Below are 15,752 nucleotides of genomic sequence, written 5' to 3'. Positions count from 1 at the left end.
AAAATTGGCCCGTCGCCGGGCCTTAGAATTTAGTTAAGCGAAATGCGAACGACGCTGTCCGGCCCGTTAGTGGAGTGATCTTTATTGAAAGGCTGTTTAACGGTGACGAACAGGGTCTGGCCATCGGCCGAGAGCAGCAGGCTGTTCGGATTCGGCGGCAGATCCCACGAATGCTTCACGGCAAAAGTGGTGGCGTCCAGGCTTAGCAGTTTTCCGCTTTCACGCTGAGTGATGTACAGCTCATTGCGTTTGGCGTTGAATTTCACCGCCAGCGAATCGCCCACTTCCAGCTGTTTGATCAGCTCACCGGTGCGGATATTCATCACCAGCGTGGTTTTGGCTTTGGAGTTATCGGTGACAAACAGACGACCGGTGGCAGTATCTTCCGCCAGGTTCAGCAGCAGCGCAGGCTTGTCGCCCAGCGGTTTCCAGCGTTTTTCGATTTTGTTGCTGCGCGGATTGATGACGAGGATCTCGCCGCCGCCGTTAGCCGCGTAAATCCGGTCCATCTGTTCAGACCACAGCAGCCCGGTCACCCACTGTCCGGCGTTTTTGATGGTTTTTTTCAGCTTCAGCGTTTTCGCATCAACCACCCAAATCACGCCCGGATCGCCCACGCCGCCAACGTACAGCGTGCCGTCGTGGAGCATGATTTCGCGCGCGCCGAACGGGAATCCCTCTTTGTTGCGCTCGGTGAACATCAGGCGCTGTTGGATTTTGCCGTCCGCGGTGCTGATGGTGCTAATGCCACCGTCCAGCGAGTTGGTCACGTACAGGGTCTGCCCGTCCGGGGAGATCGTCATCGCAAAGTTTTTCAGATCGGTATGGCTGCGCCCGAGGGTTTTCAGCGTGGCAGGATCAAGCTTATAGATCACCCCACCCTGCACATCCTTGAACCCTTCCGCGCTGGCAACGAACAGCGCATCGCCTTTCGGGTTAAGCACCATCTCGTACAGGCCATCAGCCAGGTCGCGTTTTAACACGCCCGTTTGCGCCGGGGCGGTAACGGTTTTCTCAGGAGCCGGGGCGGGTGTGGCCGCTTTCTGCGCTGCACAGCCGGAAAGAGAAGCAGCGACGAGCAGCGCCAGCGCAGACATTTTTTTGGTCATCAGGAACATCCTTTACCGTTCAAAGATTAGCGGGCGGGGATCTGCGTCGCATGTGGCTGCGATTGGGTGATGAAGGCAGGCTGTAAGGCCAGAGCAGGATCCACCGTTGTACTCAGTGTTCCGTGTGAGGCCTGCTCACTGTTTATGCGGGAAGAGTCCGTCTGCGCCCGCAAACACTAAAGAGAATGAGAACTATACTCATTATACTTTTATGATCAAGTGTAAATCTGCGTAACGGCTTCAATTAAAAGGAATGCCGGGATGAGAGAATCCCCCTCAGTTTTTGGTGCAGTAAAACACCGGGGAACTCCCAAAACGAAAAAGATAGCTGGAGGCGTTCATCGGAATAATTTCCAGGCTAAGGCCACGATCGCGGTGATGGAAGAAGTCGGGGATATAATGACGATAGGCTTCGTCTTTTTTCGGTAATTCATTCGTATCGCTGGAGATCAGAATAACGCGTTCATCTTCACGCCAGAAACGGAAAGCCACTTTATTACTGACGGTTATCGGAGACTGCCCTGCCTGACGGTATTCTCCCGTGGAATCATAATCGCCCGTGCCATTATGAAAAGAAAACGTCATCACGGTGTCTGTCCATGCGCTGTTTTCCACGATAATTAAGTGCCCCTCACAGGAAAAATTATTCTGCTGATAATGCAGGTAGCCTGCATACAGCAGCGGGGCAACAATCGCCAGCATAATGGCCAACCAGCGCGCGGTGAGGTTAGTCATTTTCATAATATTGCTCCCGGTACAATATCGATTCACACTGCGCACCTGCCAGTTCAGCCTGTTTATCGCAGACAATCACCGACGTGCCCTGCTGATAATGATTGAGGGTGATATAAACCCGTCCTCCGGCGCTGCACTGAACCAGGTAGCGTTTAACCAGCGAGGTGAATTTATTCTGGCTTTGCATTTTGTCATGCAGGGAGGAATAAACGTTACACCCCTCGACGTTGCCGATAAAATGATAGTCTGCAAACGGTGCATCACCCGGTTTTAATTGCTGATAAAGAACGAAACAGCTGACCAGAAAAAGAAGGGCGGCAATGCCGTAGGCTATTTTGGATGAAAACAGGCTTTTGCGCGGGCGTACAACGGGCGCGGGTAAATACGCCTTTTCTTCCTCAGGCTGGCCGTCTTTCGGGGCTGTTGCAACAGGCAAAATAAACTCTTCGAGCGTACCGGACTGCAGAGCTGCAACTGCCTTAAATCCCTCCTTTGGCACGGTCTGGACGATATTTTCTGCCAGGCCCACGGATTTAAGCGCCTTACGGATGGAGGCAATCGTCTGGTAGAGGGCATTGGTGGTGACAATCGCCCCCTGCTTTTCCCACACCGCCGAAAACAGATAACGCTGTGTCAGGACGTCGCCGTTGTGTTCCAGCAGCAGGAGCAGGCACTCACTGACCGGGCCGTGCAGCAGCACCGCGCGATTGGGATAGCCATCACGCGGGCCAAGCCGACGTTTGTCTGGCTCAAACAGCACCGAGCCATTGATCAGAAAAACTGGCCTCATGGCGACCCCACAACGGGTAAAAAAACGCGCGATGCATTCATAAAAATTATGATGCCCTTTCCGTTAGAACAGTCTGATTCAGATTTTAGTTGTTACTTATCAATCAACTGCATTTTATAAAGCGCGGCCATTCCACTTTCCAGCGCACCGGGGCCCCTCTCCTGAATCAGTATAAATCATTTAACTTCACTCCTGTTTTTTGCCGCGAAAACGTAATGTCAGGGTCATGGCATAAAACCTGTCGCAGCGGGCTTTTACACCAGGCCATGACAGAGAAATATGCTATGTATAAGTCAAAATATGCATTTAAATCTTGAGGTGTCGATCGGATATGCAATTTCAGACCAAAACAACGCCGAAAAGCCAATAGATAGAGCATTATTCCAAAAATACGACTTATCTCGACAAAGACTCTATGACAGAGGGGCTTCCCGTCGGTTTTACATAGCGCATAGGGTTGTGTATTGGAAAGCATTCATAGCAGCCATATAATCCTCCACACAAACGGTATGGATATTTTCGACGCTTATATGTAGGTGTGCGTGCTCGTCTTTATTTAATACAGGTACATGATATGGGCTATCGTCTATACGGATTTATGATTGGTGATGAAATTCATTTCGACATTGCTAATCGCAGGCTATACCGGCTTACGGGCAGTCATACCGAGAAGAGCATCGCTTTCGCGTCAATCTATTTTAACGAAACGATGTTAAGGCTGTTTCTTTATCTGCTGCAAAATGGCAGAACGAAACCGGTCAGCAAAGAAGAACTGTTTGAAGAAGTGTGGGAGGCGCATAATCTCAGCCCCTCCACACAGCGATTATGGCAGGTTCTGCACAATCTCAATAATAAGCTACGCATGCTTGGCCTGCCCGACGATTTTATTCGCAATATTAAAGGGCGTGGTTACATCGTTAATTACCCTGATGTAATCCCCGTTTATTACAGAATGAGCGAACTCCCGGCTCACTCTGTTAAAAAAGAGGAGAAGACAGATACCCTGAATGAGTGATGTCACTTCAGGTGTTTGCCCTGAACACGCAAGTGTGAGGGGCATTTTTTTATGTTACTTCCTCATAATTATAAATTACCCCCATTAATGCTGGTGACGATAGCACTGTTGCTCGGTTATAGCCGACGCTGGAAAAAACATATGAAGATATTAAATAGCTTTATTAATTTAAAAGTCAGTAAAAAACTATTCTTCGGATTCTCCGCTGTCCTGTTGATCACAGCAGCCATTCTGACCACCGGATTATTTGGTCTGTTTAACGTCCAGGATAAGGTAGAAAAAAACGGGCATACCACCGATCTCTTTAACGCCCTGTCGGCCGTGCGCCTCAACCGGACCAGCTATCAATATACGCTGGATCAAAAATATCTCGACCAGACCAACGCCGCCGCGCAGAGCATGCAGGCGACGGTTGCTCAGCTGGAAAAGTACGACTGGACGGCCGACGGCCAATCAACCGTTAATAATACTGCCAACGCCGTAAACAGCTACGTTGAGACGCTGTCCCTGTTTACGAAAGCGCTGGTTGAAAAGAAGGCGAGCGAGGCGAAGCTCAACACCCAGAGCCTGTGCGACAACGCCGGGCTTGCTACTGCCCTGAGCCGCAACGGTATTTTGCCCCCGCAGCAGGCGCTGACTGCCGCTCAAGTGGCCTTCACCATGAGCGACATTGATTCGCAGGTGACGCTGTTCAAACAGCATCCGAGTGATGGACTTAAGCAGGAGATCGTTTCACGCCTGCAAAGCGTTAAAAACGACGCTGAGCAGCTGATGCCGTTCGTGCCTGAAGAGCAGAAAGCCTGGTTGCTCGCCAGTCTTTCGGATACGAAGCGTATCGGTGGCGAACTGGATCACTATAAAGGCGTCTGGTCGAATCAATCTACATTATCGGATGACCTGAGCCTGAAGGCCGCAACGTTAACGCAGGCTATTCAGACGATGTTCACCCGCCAGCAGCAGAAAGTGTTTGATACCGTTGATCATATCCAGATGCAGATGGTTCTGGTCGCGGCCATCGGGATCGCGCTAGGTATGCTGTTGGCACTCGCCATTACCCGCTCGATTACGCGTCCGCTGAACGAAACCCTGCGCGTGGCAGAGCAGATTGCCAAAGGCGACCTGACCAGCACCCTGACCAGCACGCGTCGTGACGAACCGGGCCTGTTAATGCAGGCGGTTGATACCATGAATACCAACCTGAAAAACATCATTAACGACGTTCGGGATGGGGTGGATAGCGTGGCGCGTTCTTCGTCGGAAATTGCGGCCGGCAATATGGATCTTTCGGCGCGCACCGAGCAACAATCCGCGGCCGTGGTGGAGACTGCCGCCAGCATGGAGGAGTTGACCTCCACCGTCGCGCTTAACGCGGAAAATGCCAACCATGCGCGGCTGCTGGCAGAGGAAGCATCACAAAATGCGACCGAAGGCAGCGCCATCTCACAAAAGGTGATCGACACCATGAAAAACGTGCGCAGCAGTTCGCACCGTATTTCAGAGATTACCACCGTGATCAACAGCATCGCTTTCCAGACCAACATCCTGGCGCTGAATGCCGCCGTGGAAGCCGCTCGCGCGGGCGATCAGGGCAAAGGCTTTGCGGTGGTGGCAGCCGAAGTGCGCACGCTCGCCCAGCGCAGCGCGCAATCCGCCAAAGAGATTGAAAACCTGATCCACGAGTCCGTGGTGCACGTCGATACCGGCTTTAACCTGGTAGAAAGCGCGGGCGATGCCATGTCCCGCATTGAGACCTCCGTGGCGCAGGTGCGCGACATCATGAGCGAAATCGCCGCCGCCACCGATGAGCAAAGCCGCGGTATTTCGCAGATTGCACAGGCCATGGCGGAGATGGATACCACCACGCAGCAGAACGCCGCGCTGGTGGAAGAGTCTTCCGCAGCAGCAAGTTCGCTGGAAGACCAGGCCGTACAGCTGGAGAAAGTGGTGTCGATTTTCCGCGTCTCGAAAGATAACGCCGGGCGTGCGGAAAAACGTCGGGTAAATGGCGCCAGCACCGCCACCGCGACCACGATGAAACGTCCCGCTGCCAGCGACCAGGACGACTGGGTCAAATTCTGATAACTCCCGCGCGGTTGCCCCGAAGGTGACCGCGCATTGAAGGCCACCATGACTACCGTAACTAAATCACCCACTACCCTGCTCTCCGGGCTCAGCACGCTGCTGGCCCGTCTTTTTCCTCCGGCGCCCGAGAAAGCGCTGAGCGTCGCCATTCATCAGCGCCAGATCGTTCCGGTTTATCAGCCTTTCTTCGACAGCCAGACGGGCAACATCGCGGGCGTTGAAGTGCTGGCCCGCTGGCGGCACCCGCTGTACGGCAACGTTGCGCCGGACATTTTTATCCCGCTGGCGGAGGAGCATGATCTGATTGCACCCCTGACCCATTATCTGATCCAGCAGGTCATTGCCGAGCTTCGCCAACCGATCCCTCTCTTCCCTGAGGGGCTTTACATCAGCCTTAATCTCAGCCCGCATAACTGCCTCGACCCGCATTTCAAAACGGATTCGCTCGATCTGTTAAATGCCCTTGCCGCCAGCCAGGTGCAGGTGGTGGTTGAGATCACCGAAAGGCATCCGCTGCATTTCACCCCGCAGCTAAGCGAGTGGTTTGCCACGCTGCGTCAGTCCCGTATCGCCATCGCGCTGGATGACTTCGGCACGGGCTATTCGAACCTGTCATACATCCACGCCCTGCAACCGGAATTCATCAAGATCGACAAACTGTTCGTCGGTCAGATCCGCGAGAACGGCGACACCCGCCTTCTGGATAGCCTCATCAATCTGGCTAAAAATATGGATCTGCGGATCATTGCAGAAGGGGTGGAGACGCAGGCTCAGGCCGATTATCTGCGCGTAAAAAACTGTGATTACCTGCAAGGCTATTACTTCTGCAAACCGGTGCAAATTGATGAGCTGGTGAGTTTGGTCAGCCGGGCGGCAGAGACGGTGTGAGCGGGGGAAAATGCTGAGTGAGAATGGCCCTGTAGGATTGAATATTAGATATTAATTGTCTGAATTTAATAGGAATTACCTCATTCAATAATCTCACATACCCCCACATATACCCCCATATTCATCCGCATCAATCCCACGCAAAAAGAAACAACGAACATTGTGTGCATAAATTTACTGGAGCAACAAAAAAGCAACAAATTAATTGTTGAGACTTTGTTCACCATACAGACATAAAACACGCATATATACTCAGAAAACGTTGTTCCAATCGTTCCAGTTGTTCCAAAGACAGCAACATATTGTATTTTAAAGAATCATGCTCCAAAAAGTGGAACAACTCGGGGGTAAAAAAGTTGTTCCAGATGGCGGTTTTGGTACAACTCGGGCGGTGAATTTGAAGCATGAATGGTAATTTTGTGCAGATTTAAGGCAGTGCATACCGGGGTTCATTAAGGAAAAGTGAAGCGGGTGTTCTAAGGGGGAGTAGAGAGAGGGCTTAAATCATGTTGCATATTTGTTGCGTTTAAAGGACGTAAGACGGTTGTTTTTCGAGGTGATGCTTTTAGGTGTGGGTTAGCAATATGGACTCGAAAGTCAAACACGGTGATACGCCGAGTTTAAAAAGCTGCATACGTTTAACGTTTGGACATCGCAACCCATTGAATCATTTTGATTATCGTGAAACGCGAGAAATGGCGAGCAACAAACACGAACATTATTCGGGTTCGCCTGGACATCAACACTGCTTAGGTTCAGAGGTTCCGACAAAAAGCGTAGAGAGCTACGAAGATAACCAACCCTCTTTAAGAGGGGAAGCTCAGCGTATTGAGGGTCATTACGAACTGCTCAAAATTCGACCTACGAAATCTTCGTAGGTCACAGCATTACCGGGAGTCACCCTGTCCAAGCATGCAAGGGGCATCGAAGGGGCTTGCATGCGCTCAACCGTATGCTGGAGGATATGTTTGATGAATCCGACATGTGGCTGATTGCTGATTAAACACTTTGCGCCTTCATCCCGAAAAAGTACAATCCTTTACGATTGGCGATCATTTGATACTCGCACTATTGTACGATCGCCAGTCTGCCGTAGCTTGTGCTTGCATACCACAGGCTACGGCACCTGTAACCTTGTAATCTGTACAAGTTACTGATGTAATTCACTGCGACAACCGTTACAAGGTGAAATCAATGAATATTAAGACTCATGAAGGGGCCAAGGTCTACACGCCGTTAACTTTGAAGCTTTATGACTGGTGGGTACTGAATATTTCTAATCAGTTTGCTTGGAAATGCCCTACAGGACAGTTTCTGCTTCCACACTATTTAAAACATCTAGGTCACAAGCATCTCGATATCGGCGTGGGTACTGGATATTACCTGACTCATGCTCCTTCTGACTGCAAGATATCGCTGATGGACCTCAACACGGCAAGTCTGAACGCTGCTTCTGCCAGAGCCAGAGAGTCCCAAATACTTCAAAAAATTAACCACGATGTATTTGATCCTTATCCGGTTCACCTGAACAATCAATTCGACTCCATCTCAATGTTTTATCTTCTTCACTGCCTGCCAGGAACTATGGCAGATAAGGCTATAGTAATAGGAAATGCCAAAATGGCGTTAACTGACGATGGAGTACTTTACGGTGCAACTATTCTTGGTAATGGAGTAAAACACAATAGTTTCGGAAAGATGCTGATGAATACTTATAATAGCAAAGGAATTTTCTCCAATAAAAATGACTCCGAGGTATCCCTAAGAAAAATACTTTCCGATCATTTTGAAACCGCTGAAGTGAGAGTGACCGGCACCGTGGCTTTATTTTCGGCTTCAGGAAAAAAATAATCGTTACCGCAATCTGATCTTTTACACAGATCGGTTGCGGGACTTCACTCTGTTAGAGTTAGGGTAAAAGCACTATTGCTGTTAACTGCCTTTTTCGTCACACCAACGGTCGCCCTCTTCAGTGCTGTGTTAAATGCAATAAGCGTAACCGGGCATGGGGATGATTTGCTGCAGTTTGAGTGGCTCTGAAAGAGAAATACATCCTCCGGGTAACGTTTTCTCCGTATATGGATGATTTTTTGTATCCCTGGCCTTAACTCAATATTGCATTCTTTAAACTTACTCGCTGCTACGAACGTCTGTCTATCATTGGTCAGATCGTCATATTTAAGTCTGAGAAGGCGCAAAGGCCTGACCTGACTCAGATACAACATAGTCCAGAGATCTGACCATACATCAGAAATGGCCTCAAGATTTCGTTTGATAGCAAAGAATTCATTTAAAGTGAGAATATTCTCGTCCATTGACATAGTTGAAGCCATTCCTCTGACCATTATAGAATATAACAACTGCAAATAGGATACCTTGTTAAGATTAAACAATCAGTGTACCTAAAGCTAGTTACCTTCTAATGCTATTATTAACCTGCGGAAGGCCCTAGTTTCTGTGTATGCTGATTCTACTGAGCAAGATAAACCACAAATTTAGGTGGTAAAAAATCAAATACCAAAATCACGTTTAGTCAAACAGATGACTTCAATCTCCGCAATCCGTATGACACCGATCAATAAACTTAAATTGATCGTTATCACCGATCACAATGTGTGACGAAGATCACTTTTTAGCCGAATCGATTAAGCAAAATACTATTACTGTTTCGTCATACCAATGATGAGGCTGGCATTTTAGTGTTTCGAGTTCGAGGACTATACACATGCATAAATTACTCTCCCCTCGCCTGCAACAGGACATCCTGCAGGCCCTGTCCATTTTCTTTCCCTATCCGCCAACCGGTAAACAGTACTTCAGTTGTTTTGAGGACATCAGCGAGCTACAGATGGCTGTAAACATTGAAGCTCTTATTGAAAAACGCCTGATTTGCCGCCGGGCTATCTCACGAACTGATGATATCCCCTACGTCAGACTTGCTTATCTTCACCTGACAGAGAAGGGCTTTTCTTATGCCGTTGCACACTGCTGAACTGTCAGAAGGTTCAGGCAGGCCAGAGGCACTGTAGATTAACATCTGCTATGACTGGAGTTTGTAAATGAGTAAATACTTATCAGTCGCAACTTTTGAATGCGAAATTATTTTCTGGCTAAGGGCTCTCTTTCCCTGCCCTCCCGATGCGAAAGATTTCGTTCGCTTTTTTCCTGATGTCAGCATTCCGGAACTGATTAAATGCATTGCGGATCTGATAGACAGACAACTTGTGTCGAAAGCGGCACTGAGGTATGAAGACGGCGATGCATATCTGTCATTTCAGGGGCTTGTTCTGACGGCTGACGGATGCACTTATGCTCAGCAGCTTGCAAGAGGATGTGCCGGGAAGAGTAATTTTTAGCCGTCTCGTTGATAGACCATTTACTTTTTGTGGTCTATGTTTATTTTATTGAGTGATGTTTGCGGCCCTGTAACCATCCTCAACTTATTGGTCACACATATCTGCTTTTGAAACGTCCTCTTTACCCCATTGAGGATATTGCTCATCACTCACTCCTGATAGTCGATATCATTGATGAGAACCACTGCTTTCGCGTTCACTCGACAGCAGTGGTAACTTATTACCCTCACCATGAAATCCAAAAAGCACCTAAGTCAATGACCGTCCCCCCTCACTTCGAGGTAATTTAAATTACATCCAGAGTGCAGTACCTGCCGCTTGCTTGTTTAATAAGCGTTAACTCACAGTTGGTTAAATAATACCCAATGAGACGCAATCTACAGTTGCGCATGTTCTCCGGCTAACAAAAGGATATTGCTTCGTCCTTGTAAGCCCTTGTTTTCGCCAGCGCATTTCCGCTGCTCATTGCCGTTCACATCGTCATTGGTAGAATCACAGGCAAGCGTAGAGGAATGTTACAGCGGAGATGTTTCATTCGCTGCAGCTTACAAGGCTTAAGAAGTTCAGCGATGACCTGCTGGAAAACCTTAAAGACTACCTCGGCCAAGCTCAAAACTGGGTAAAGTTCAATTTAATTCACTTTAAGTTAAATACACCTTAAACAAATCTGACGACGTGCTTTACCATTAGAATATAGTTTTAGATTATCAACTTACGAAATTCTAAATGAACGATGGAAAGTATGTTAAAAGCAACCCTGTTAGGATGGAAAGAATGTAGCCTGGATGTTTATAAACAAGCATTTGCTATGTACGGAGGGAGTGTTTGTTGTCATCCAGATGTAATAACATATCTCAGTAACAAACTTGGCAAGGAAGTAAAGTACTTTTGCAAAACTCAGGACGACATTTTGATATGCGCATCGTACTCTATTCAGGGTGGGTTGTGTTTATTTTCACGAGATTATCCTTTCGTTTATGAAGACATAATAATTCCTTGTAATCTTGACGGAAAAGTTATCTTGCCTTTTAGAACCAAAAAAATGTCGCCAAAGCAAACAGGGTTTATACTTAATTCTTTCAGCAATAGATTATTTAAAAATAAAATATGTCACATTAAACAAAATTTTTCTTCAAAAACTTCTCGAAAAAGAAATGGAGAAAGGAATCGATTCATAAAAGCGGGCGGAGAAATTTTAAACATTGAATCCTTGTCTACAAACGATATTTGTGATGCATATCTCAAACTTTTCAGGTTAAGATGGAAAGATAAACTCAGACCATTCCCTGAGGAAAATCTGTTTGAAACCATTGAACGATTTCGGCATATGTTGTTTGGTGCGGTGCTGACATTAAATGATAAAATTATAGCTGTTGACTTGATTTTCAAAACTGAAGCAATCGATTGGGTATATTTCGATGATATAAATGGTGGCTATGACCCTTCTTATAGTGATTTGAGCGTGGGAAGCATTTTGCTCTGGGAGAATTACAATAGAGCGAAAGAACTTTGTCAGGTGGATAATAAAAAACTGATCTTCTCACTTGGGAAATATCGCGAGGAATGGAAATATAAAAAAGCATGGTGTGAAATATTACCCTTACGACGAACGATTTGTTGACTCTCACAGGGCTTAACATCAGTTTGTTAAGCCCTCGACAAGTCAAATTGACGGCCATTTTATAGTTTCAAACTCCTCTTTGCTGCTCACTTTAGAGAAATCTAATGCCTTAATTTCCTTAATGTATAACATCCATTTAATTAGACTCGTCCTATCATCATCGTTGATACTGCCGAGCTGCAACTCAGTTCGCCAGTCAGCTATTATGCTGTTTGCGCTGTTGAGTAAGCTCTGACGATAAGATTCCGCCTTGGTGGTATAATTAGTTGAAAAGACACCATTAATAAGAGTTGTATCTGACCAATCAGTCAGCAGCCCTGAAGGCATTTCGCTTTCTGGCATCTCCCAAACAGTCATGTGAACGGGGAACAGTCTACTGCCATCACCTGTGGCTGAGAGGATAACGCCATTGTCGTCTACACCTACATAAACCTTACCTGCTATTCTTTCCTCATCCCATGAAATTGAATACCAGTCTACCCCCTCACCATTGCAGATGTAATTTGCACCTGGAAATTCAGGATTTTCAGGTTGGTAAGAGTGGAATTTGCCTAAATTTTTCATTTTATCTCCTTAAGAGAAGTTTACCCACTTGCCATTCAAATAGAACTGAAGATAGGCGTAAACAACACCATTAATTCGGTTATCGCCATTGGTGTAATTATTTATATTTACTGCACCCTGCGGGACTTTGCCCCCAAAATCAGGGCCGTTATAGGTCACTCGTGAGCCAACGCGAAATGCAGTAGGATATTTACTGTCACTTTGCGCCTTTGTGTAAGCCTGCCCTGCCGGGGTGTAACTGCCTTTTGGCTGGAACCTGCTGTCGCTTTCTGCTTTGGTATATGCACCAGTTTTCGACATATACCCGGCGTCAGACTGCGCCTTTGTATAATATCGGGCATCAAAGTTGCTGTAGTTTGTTGGTATTATCTGACCAGTGAATGAAAATGTTGTGGTATTCCAATAGCCGAACATTTTACCATTAGCCCACAAGTCAACCTGACCATCCTTTGAGCTGCGTAGACCAGAGTCGTTATCACCAATATTTAAAATTGCATTGCCAATACCACCAATCTGAACGGGGCCATTTGCAATTACAGATTTCCCTTGTACAGGATTTAGCGTCACTGAACCGTCAGCTTTTAACTGAAAGTTATTATTTCCGCCTTTATAGTTATTTAAAACTGTGTCTGCGTTGTTGGTAGAACCTGCTCCAACATACCAGTGGTTAGCACCTGACGAATCACGGGAAATAATATAACTTGCCGCACCCGCTGTTTTTGGCTTTAAAAGGATTGTTTCACCATCAATGTTTATGGTGAGTTTACCTGTCATCGCATCACCAGCTTTTGCTACCGCACCAACATCCCCGGCAGTGGGTTTATTGGCCGCGTCATACTGCTTTGTCCAGGCTGACCACGTACCGCTGTACAGCGTGCGGATGTACGCACGTGAGCCGTTATAGATCCGGTAAATCTGCGTAATACCCGCATGCTTATAAACCTCCAGCGAACCGGCATTTGCCTCGGGATAGTTTTTTCCGGTTTGCGCCTGCGCGTTCGCTGGCTGGTAGTACAACCCTGGCGTGCTATAAGCGTTTAAGTCCTCAGAATTACCAATCGCCACCGCCTGACCGTTGAAGATATCCTGTGCGGTTACGTTGGTATCACGCGTAAGGTCATGACCATTAATCTTGCGGCCGGACGGTACACGCCCGTTAGCATTGTCATTGGCAGCCTTAACCGCCTTCGGGGTAGCCGCCAGCGCCTCAGACGAATTGTCAGTAGCACTACTGAGCTGAACAAGACCTTTACGCGCAGTCGTAGCATCCAGAACGCCTATGGCTTCACGTGAACTTTTCTGGGCTGCCTCGCCTTTCGCCGCTATTTCAGCAAGATTTTTGTCAATCCGCAGAAACAGGCCATCGCCGGTAGCGGCTTTAAGCTCAATGTTCGCTGACTCCGATACCGCAAGGCGGTACTGCAGATTCACGCTGACTCCGTTTTCCGGCTTCTCAATTGCGGCACTGTTCGCTATGGAATACAGCTCCCCCGCATCGGTCAGCAGGCCGACTTCCCGGACAACAAACCCGCCAACATTAACCGGCAATATCAGCTGAGCGATGAACTGATTCGCCTGGTCCGGGGAAACCTGCAGTGCAGAAATGGTGTTACGATACACCTCGCGTACCAGTTTCGTCTGCGCCGGATCCGGTTTTACGGCCTGACCGTTCCCGTCACCCACCACAAAATCTTTAATGATGACGGGCTTCCCGGTCGCAGAGGACTGCGCCTCCAGCTCCTTGCCCCTGTTGGTCAGAATGCTGTAATACTTCTCTGCCATGGCTACACTCCTGCCTCAATAACAACGTCAATCCAGGCGGTAACAGCACCGCCGGTATAATAATTTCCCTTCGCGCCCAGGTCGGCGATCACATCTATTGTCGTCAGCAGGCTGCGAAGATTTTTGGCTTTATCCACCTGGCGGCGTATACGCTGGTACAGCGCCTCATCAACGGCCTGCAGGCTGTAGACCTCCACGCGGAACGTATAGGGGTCTTTGCGTGGTTCGTCCTCCCACCACTCCACGACGGTCGTCGGCAGGCTGACGGCACTCAGTGACCGTCTTACCGCGCCGGCGGTACCACGATGCTGATGGACGTACGCAGCATTCTTAATCACCTGCCGTTTTTCCTCCTCCGTCCAGGCCTCTTCCCAGGAGTCCACCGCAAACTCCCAGGCAAGCCAGGGCAGGAGATGGGCCGGACAGGTGTCAGGATTTTTCACCTTCCGGACCATGTCAGTATCCAGCCCCGCAATCAGCTCTGTGCCTGCCTGTTCCAGCGCCCGCTCCGGTTGAATGGCTGACGGGGGAAGAAGGGATCGAAATTTATCCACTGGTGCCTCCTTTACGCGTAACGTTTATCGCGCTGCACCAGGGGGCCTGCCCGGCGGCGGCTTCCAGATCGGTCGTCGGGCTGATCAATTTGACCCTTGATACCCCAGGCTGCTGCAGGGAAGCGTATATCGCAGAGAGTGGGACGATGGCGTTAATGCGATGGGAAAGCTGGGTATAGCTCGTCAGCGTGCTGATGACATTCTCGAGCACCGTCTGCGCATCCGGTCCGTCAGGGATATCGAGTTCAGCCGTGACGGCATAGCTGGCAACGGTGGCACTTTTCACGCTGACATAATCAGTCAGTGGCCTGACTTCATCGGCACTCAGGGTATTCATCACGGTTTCGATCAGGAGAATCCCTGCCTCACCGTTGCCCGTTCGCGAAAGCACATACACATCCACCTCACCGGGTCGGTTATGGGTCTCCGGCCCGTAGGCATCCGCGTCCAGAACATCGTTATCGGCCGATTTGGCATGAAAACGGTACGCGTTGCGTGCACCGGCGGTGTTCAGTTGCGCCCACGAAAGCTGGATGCGCTCGCGAAAAGCGTCATCATTTTCATAGACAGGTTCGACGGGCGGTACCGCATCCGGATCGCCGGGGTCAATTACCAGGCGGGAAACGTTGAAGGCCGCCCCCAGCTGGTCGAGATCGGCCCCTCTGGCGCTGGCAAGGAAGACCGCCCTTACCGCGTCGTTGACACGCTGAAACGCCAGCGTCAGCTGGTAAGCATTGATTTCCCCCTGTTTATACGCCGGGTCCGATTCCACCAGGGCATCGAACTCCGGATCAAGCTCTCGCAGGCGCGCCAGCCAGCGACTAAAAATATCGGCGGCATCCGGTACCACAATGGCATCCGGAACCGCCAGCGCGGACAGGTTAATTACGTCGTAGCTACTTGCCATGGATCTGTATGCCTCCGGTGCTGACGGGAAGATTATTCTCTTTGTTGATCCCCTCGATATCGACGACACACCCTGTTTCATTGGCCGGAAAGGTGACAATTACACGCGTGACCCGCAGCCGGGGCTCCCAGCGTGCCAGCGAGGAGGCTGTGGCCGCGATAATCCGCAGCCGGGTGAGATCGTCGCGCGGGTTGTCCACCAGCGAAAACAGGTCACTGCCGTAATCACGAACCAGCACGCGGCTGCCCAGCGGTGTGGAAAGGATATCGCTGACGGACTGGCGCAAATGATCGCTGCCGGACAGGCGTTTACCTGTCCGGCTGTTTACACCGTTCATAATGTTTTTCCG

15 protein-coding genes are annotated in these 15,752 nt (G+C 49.1%); 7 read left to right on the top strand and 8 right to left on the bottom strand.

The window, feature by feature from the left end; translation table 11 throughout:
* Positions 1-29 precede the first annotated feature (29 nt).
* The 3 genes from ACWKX3_RS11890 to ACWKX3_RS11880 form a co-directional block, all read right to left on the bottom strand.
* Entirely contained in the window at positions 30-1,109 is a 1,080-nt protein-coding gene (locus ACWKX3_RS11890; RefSeq protein WP_454541855.1) for a YncE family protein, read from the bottom strand.
* A 276-nt stretch (positions 1,110-1,385) separates the two neighbouring features.
* Positions 1,386-1,850 (bottom strand): hypothetical protein, encoded by a 465-nt coding sequence (locus tag ACWKX3_RS11885; RefSeq protein WP_454541854.1) that lies wholly within the window; start codon positions 1,848-1,850, stop codon positions 1,386-1,388.
* Entirely contained in the window at positions 1,837-2,634 is a 798-nt protein-coding gene (locus tag ACWKX3_RS11880) for a winged helix-turn-helix domain-containing protein (protein ID WP_454541853.1), read from the bottom strand. The genes ACWKX3_RS11885 and ACWKX3_RS11880 overlap by 14 nt, the downstream gene beginning before the upstream one ends.
* Before the next feature lie 574 nt (positions 2,635-3,208).
* Between ACWKX3_RS11880 and ACWKX3_RS11875 the strand changes: the two genes are divergently transcribed.
* The 7 genes from ACWKX3_RS11875 to ACWKX3_RS11845 all read left to right on the top strand — a co-directional run bounded on the left by ACWKX3_RS11875 (position 3,209) and on the right by ACWKX3_RS11845 (position 11,596).
* Positions 3,209-3,649, top strand: coding sequence for a winged helix-turn-helix domain-containing protein (locus ACWKX3_RS11875; RefSeq protein ID WP_006176999.1), 441 nt, complete (start codon positions 3,209-3,211; stop codon positions 3,647-3,649).
* 141 nt (positions 3,650-3,790) lie between these two features.
* Complete coding sequence (locus ACWKX3_RS11870) at positions 3,791-5,728, top strand: methyl-accepting chemotaxis protein (protein WP_042320891.1); 1,938 nt, start codon at positions 3,791-3,793, stop codon at positions 5,726-5,728.
* Between the two features lie 48 nt (positions 5,729-5,776).
* On the top strand, positions 5,777-6,619 hold the full coding sequence (locus tag ACWKX3_RS11865; RefSeq protein ID WP_454541852.1) for an EAL domain-containing protein: 843 nt from the start codon (positions 5,777-5,779) through the stop codon (positions 6,617-6,619).
* Between the two features lie 1,194 nt (positions 6,620-7,813).
* Positions 7,814-8,470: a class I SAM-dependent methyltransferase gene (locus tag ACWKX3_RS11860; RefSeq protein ID WP_454541851.1), complete on the top strand. Its 657-nt coding sequence runs from the start codon at positions 7,814-7,816 to the stop codon at positions 8,468-8,470.
* A gap of 874 nt (positions 8,471-9,344) precedes the next feature.
* Positions 9,345-9,611, top strand: coding sequence for a hypothetical protein (locus tag ACWKX3_RS11855; RefSeq protein WP_088209396.1), 267 nt, complete (start codon positions 9,345-9,347; stop codon positions 9,609-9,611).
* Between the two features lie 67 nt (positions 9,612-9,678).
* The gene (locus tag ACWKX3_RS11850; protein WP_454541850.1) at positions 9,679-9,975 is read left to right on the top strand and encodes a hypothetical protein; all 297 of its coding nucleotides are present in this window, start codon (positions 9,679-9,681) and stop codon (positions 9,973-9,975) included.
* Between the two features lie 742 nt (positions 9,976-10,717).
* A complete protein-coding gene (locus tag ACWKX3_RS11845; protein ID WP_454541849.1) occupies positions 10,718-11,596 on the top strand; it encodes a GNAT family N-acetyltransferase in 879 nt (292 codons plus the stop codon).
* Positions 11,597-11,638: 42 nt separating this feature from the next.
* On the opposite strand, the gene ACWKX3_RS11840 is transcribed toward ACWKX3_RS11845, so the two are convergent.
* The 5 genes from ACWKX3_RS11840 to ACWKX3_RS11820 are packed head-to-tail and all read right to left on the bottom strand — an operon-like array spanning position 11,639 to position 15,740.
* Positions 11,639-12,160: a tail fiber assembly protein gene (locus tag ACWKX3_RS11840; RefSeq protein WP_454541848.1), complete on the bottom strand. Its 522-nt coding sequence runs from the start codon at positions 12,158-12,160 to the stop codon at positions 11,639-11,641.
* A gap of 9 nt (positions 12,161-12,169) precedes the next feature.
* Positions 12,170-13,942, bottom strand: a complete 1,773-nt coding sequence (locus tag ACWKX3_RS11835; protein WP_454541847.1) for a phage tail-collar fiber domain-containing protein — start codon at positions 13,940-13,942, stop codon at positions 12,170-12,172.
* A gap of 2 nt (positions 13,943-13,944) precedes the next feature.
* Positions 13,945-14,496: a phage tail protein I gene (locus ACWKX3_RS11830; protein ID WP_454541846.1), complete on the bottom strand. Its 552-nt coding sequence runs from the start codon at positions 14,494-14,496 to the stop codon at positions 13,945-13,947.
* Complete coding sequence (locus ACWKX3_RS11825; RefSeq protein ID WP_454541845.1) at positions 14,489-15,403, bottom strand: baseplate assembly protein; 915 nt, start codon at positions 15,401-15,403, stop codon at positions 14,489-14,491. The genes ACWKX3_RS11830 and ACWKX3_RS11825 overlap by 8 nt, the downstream gene beginning before the upstream one ends.
* Positions 15,393-15,740 carry a GPW/gp25 family protein gene (locus ACWKX3_RS11820; RefSeq protein ID WP_454541844.1) on the bottom strand — a complete coding sequence of 116 codons (348 nt, stop codon included), beginning with the start codon at positions 15,738-15,740 and terminating at the stop codon, positions 15,393-15,395. Before ACWKX3_RS11820 ends, ACWKX3_RS11825 begins: the two co-directional genes overlap by 11 nt.
* Positions 15,741-15,752 lie beyond the last annotated feature (12 nt).

The organism is Enterobacter sp. UPMP2052 (genome assembly GCF_053709675.1).
Note: the sequence above shows the minus strand (reverse complement) of the source record. Positions and strands in the feature narration are given on the sequence as shown.

Bases quoted from the DNA above. Each gene is read 5' to 3' on its own strand.
- ACWKX3_RS11890 (WP_454541855.1), bottom strand. From the start codon at position 1,109: ATGACCAAAAAAATGTCTGCGCTGGCGCTGCTCGTCGCTGCTTCTCTT.
- ACWKX3_RS11885 (WP_454541854.1), bottom strand. From the start codon at position 1,850: ATGAAAATGACTAACCTCACCGCGCGCTGGTTGGCCATTATGCTGGCG.
- ACWKX3_RS11880 (WP_454541853.1), bottom strand. From the start codon at position 2,634: ATGAGGCCAGTTTTTCTGATCAATGGCTCGGTGCTGTTTGAGCCAGAC.
- ACWKX3_RS11875 (WP_006176999.1), top strand. From the start codon at position 3,209: ATGGGCTATCGTCTATACGGATTTATGATTGGTGATGAAATTCATTTC.
- ACWKX3_RS11870 (WP_042320891.1), top strand. From the start codon at position 3,791: ATGAAGATATTAAATAGCTTTATTAATTTAAAAGTCAGTAAAAAACTA.
- ACWKX3_RS11865 (WP_454541852.1), top strand. From the start codon at position 5,777: ATGACTACCGTAACTAAATCACCCACTACCCTGCTCTCCGGGCTCAGC.
- ACWKX3_RS11860 (WP_454541851.1), top strand. From the start codon at position 7,814: ATGAATATTAAGACTCATGAAGGGGCCAAGGTCTACACGCCGTTAACT.
- ACWKX3_RS11855 (WP_088209396.1), top strand. From the start codon at position 9,345: ATGCATAAATTACTCTCCCCTCGCCTGCAACAGGACATCCTGCAGGCC.
- ACWKX3_RS11850 (WP_454541850.1), top strand. From the start codon at position 9,679: ATGAGTAAATACTTATCAGTCGCAACTTTTGAATGCGAAATTATTTTC.
- ACWKX3_RS11845 (WP_454541849.1), top strand. From the start codon at position 10,718: ATGTTAAAAGCAACCCTGTTAGGATGGAAAGAATGTAGCCTGGATGTT.
- ACWKX3_RS11840 (WP_454541848.1), bottom strand. From the start codon at position 12,160: ATGAAAAATTTAGGCAAATTCCACTCTTACCAACCTGAAAATCCTGAA.
- ACWKX3_RS11835 (WP_454541847.1), bottom strand. From the start codon at position 13,942: ATGGCAGAGAAGTATTACAGCATTCTGACCAACAGGGGCAAGGAGCTG.
- ACWKX3_RS11825 (WP_454541845.1), bottom strand. From the start codon at position 15,403: ATGGCAAGTAGCTACGACGTAATTAACCTGTCCGCGCTGGCGGTTCCG.
- ACWKX3_RS11820 (WP_454541844.1), bottom strand. From the start codon at position 15,740: ATGAACGGTGTAAACAGCCGGACAGGTAAACGCCTGTCCGGCAGCGAT.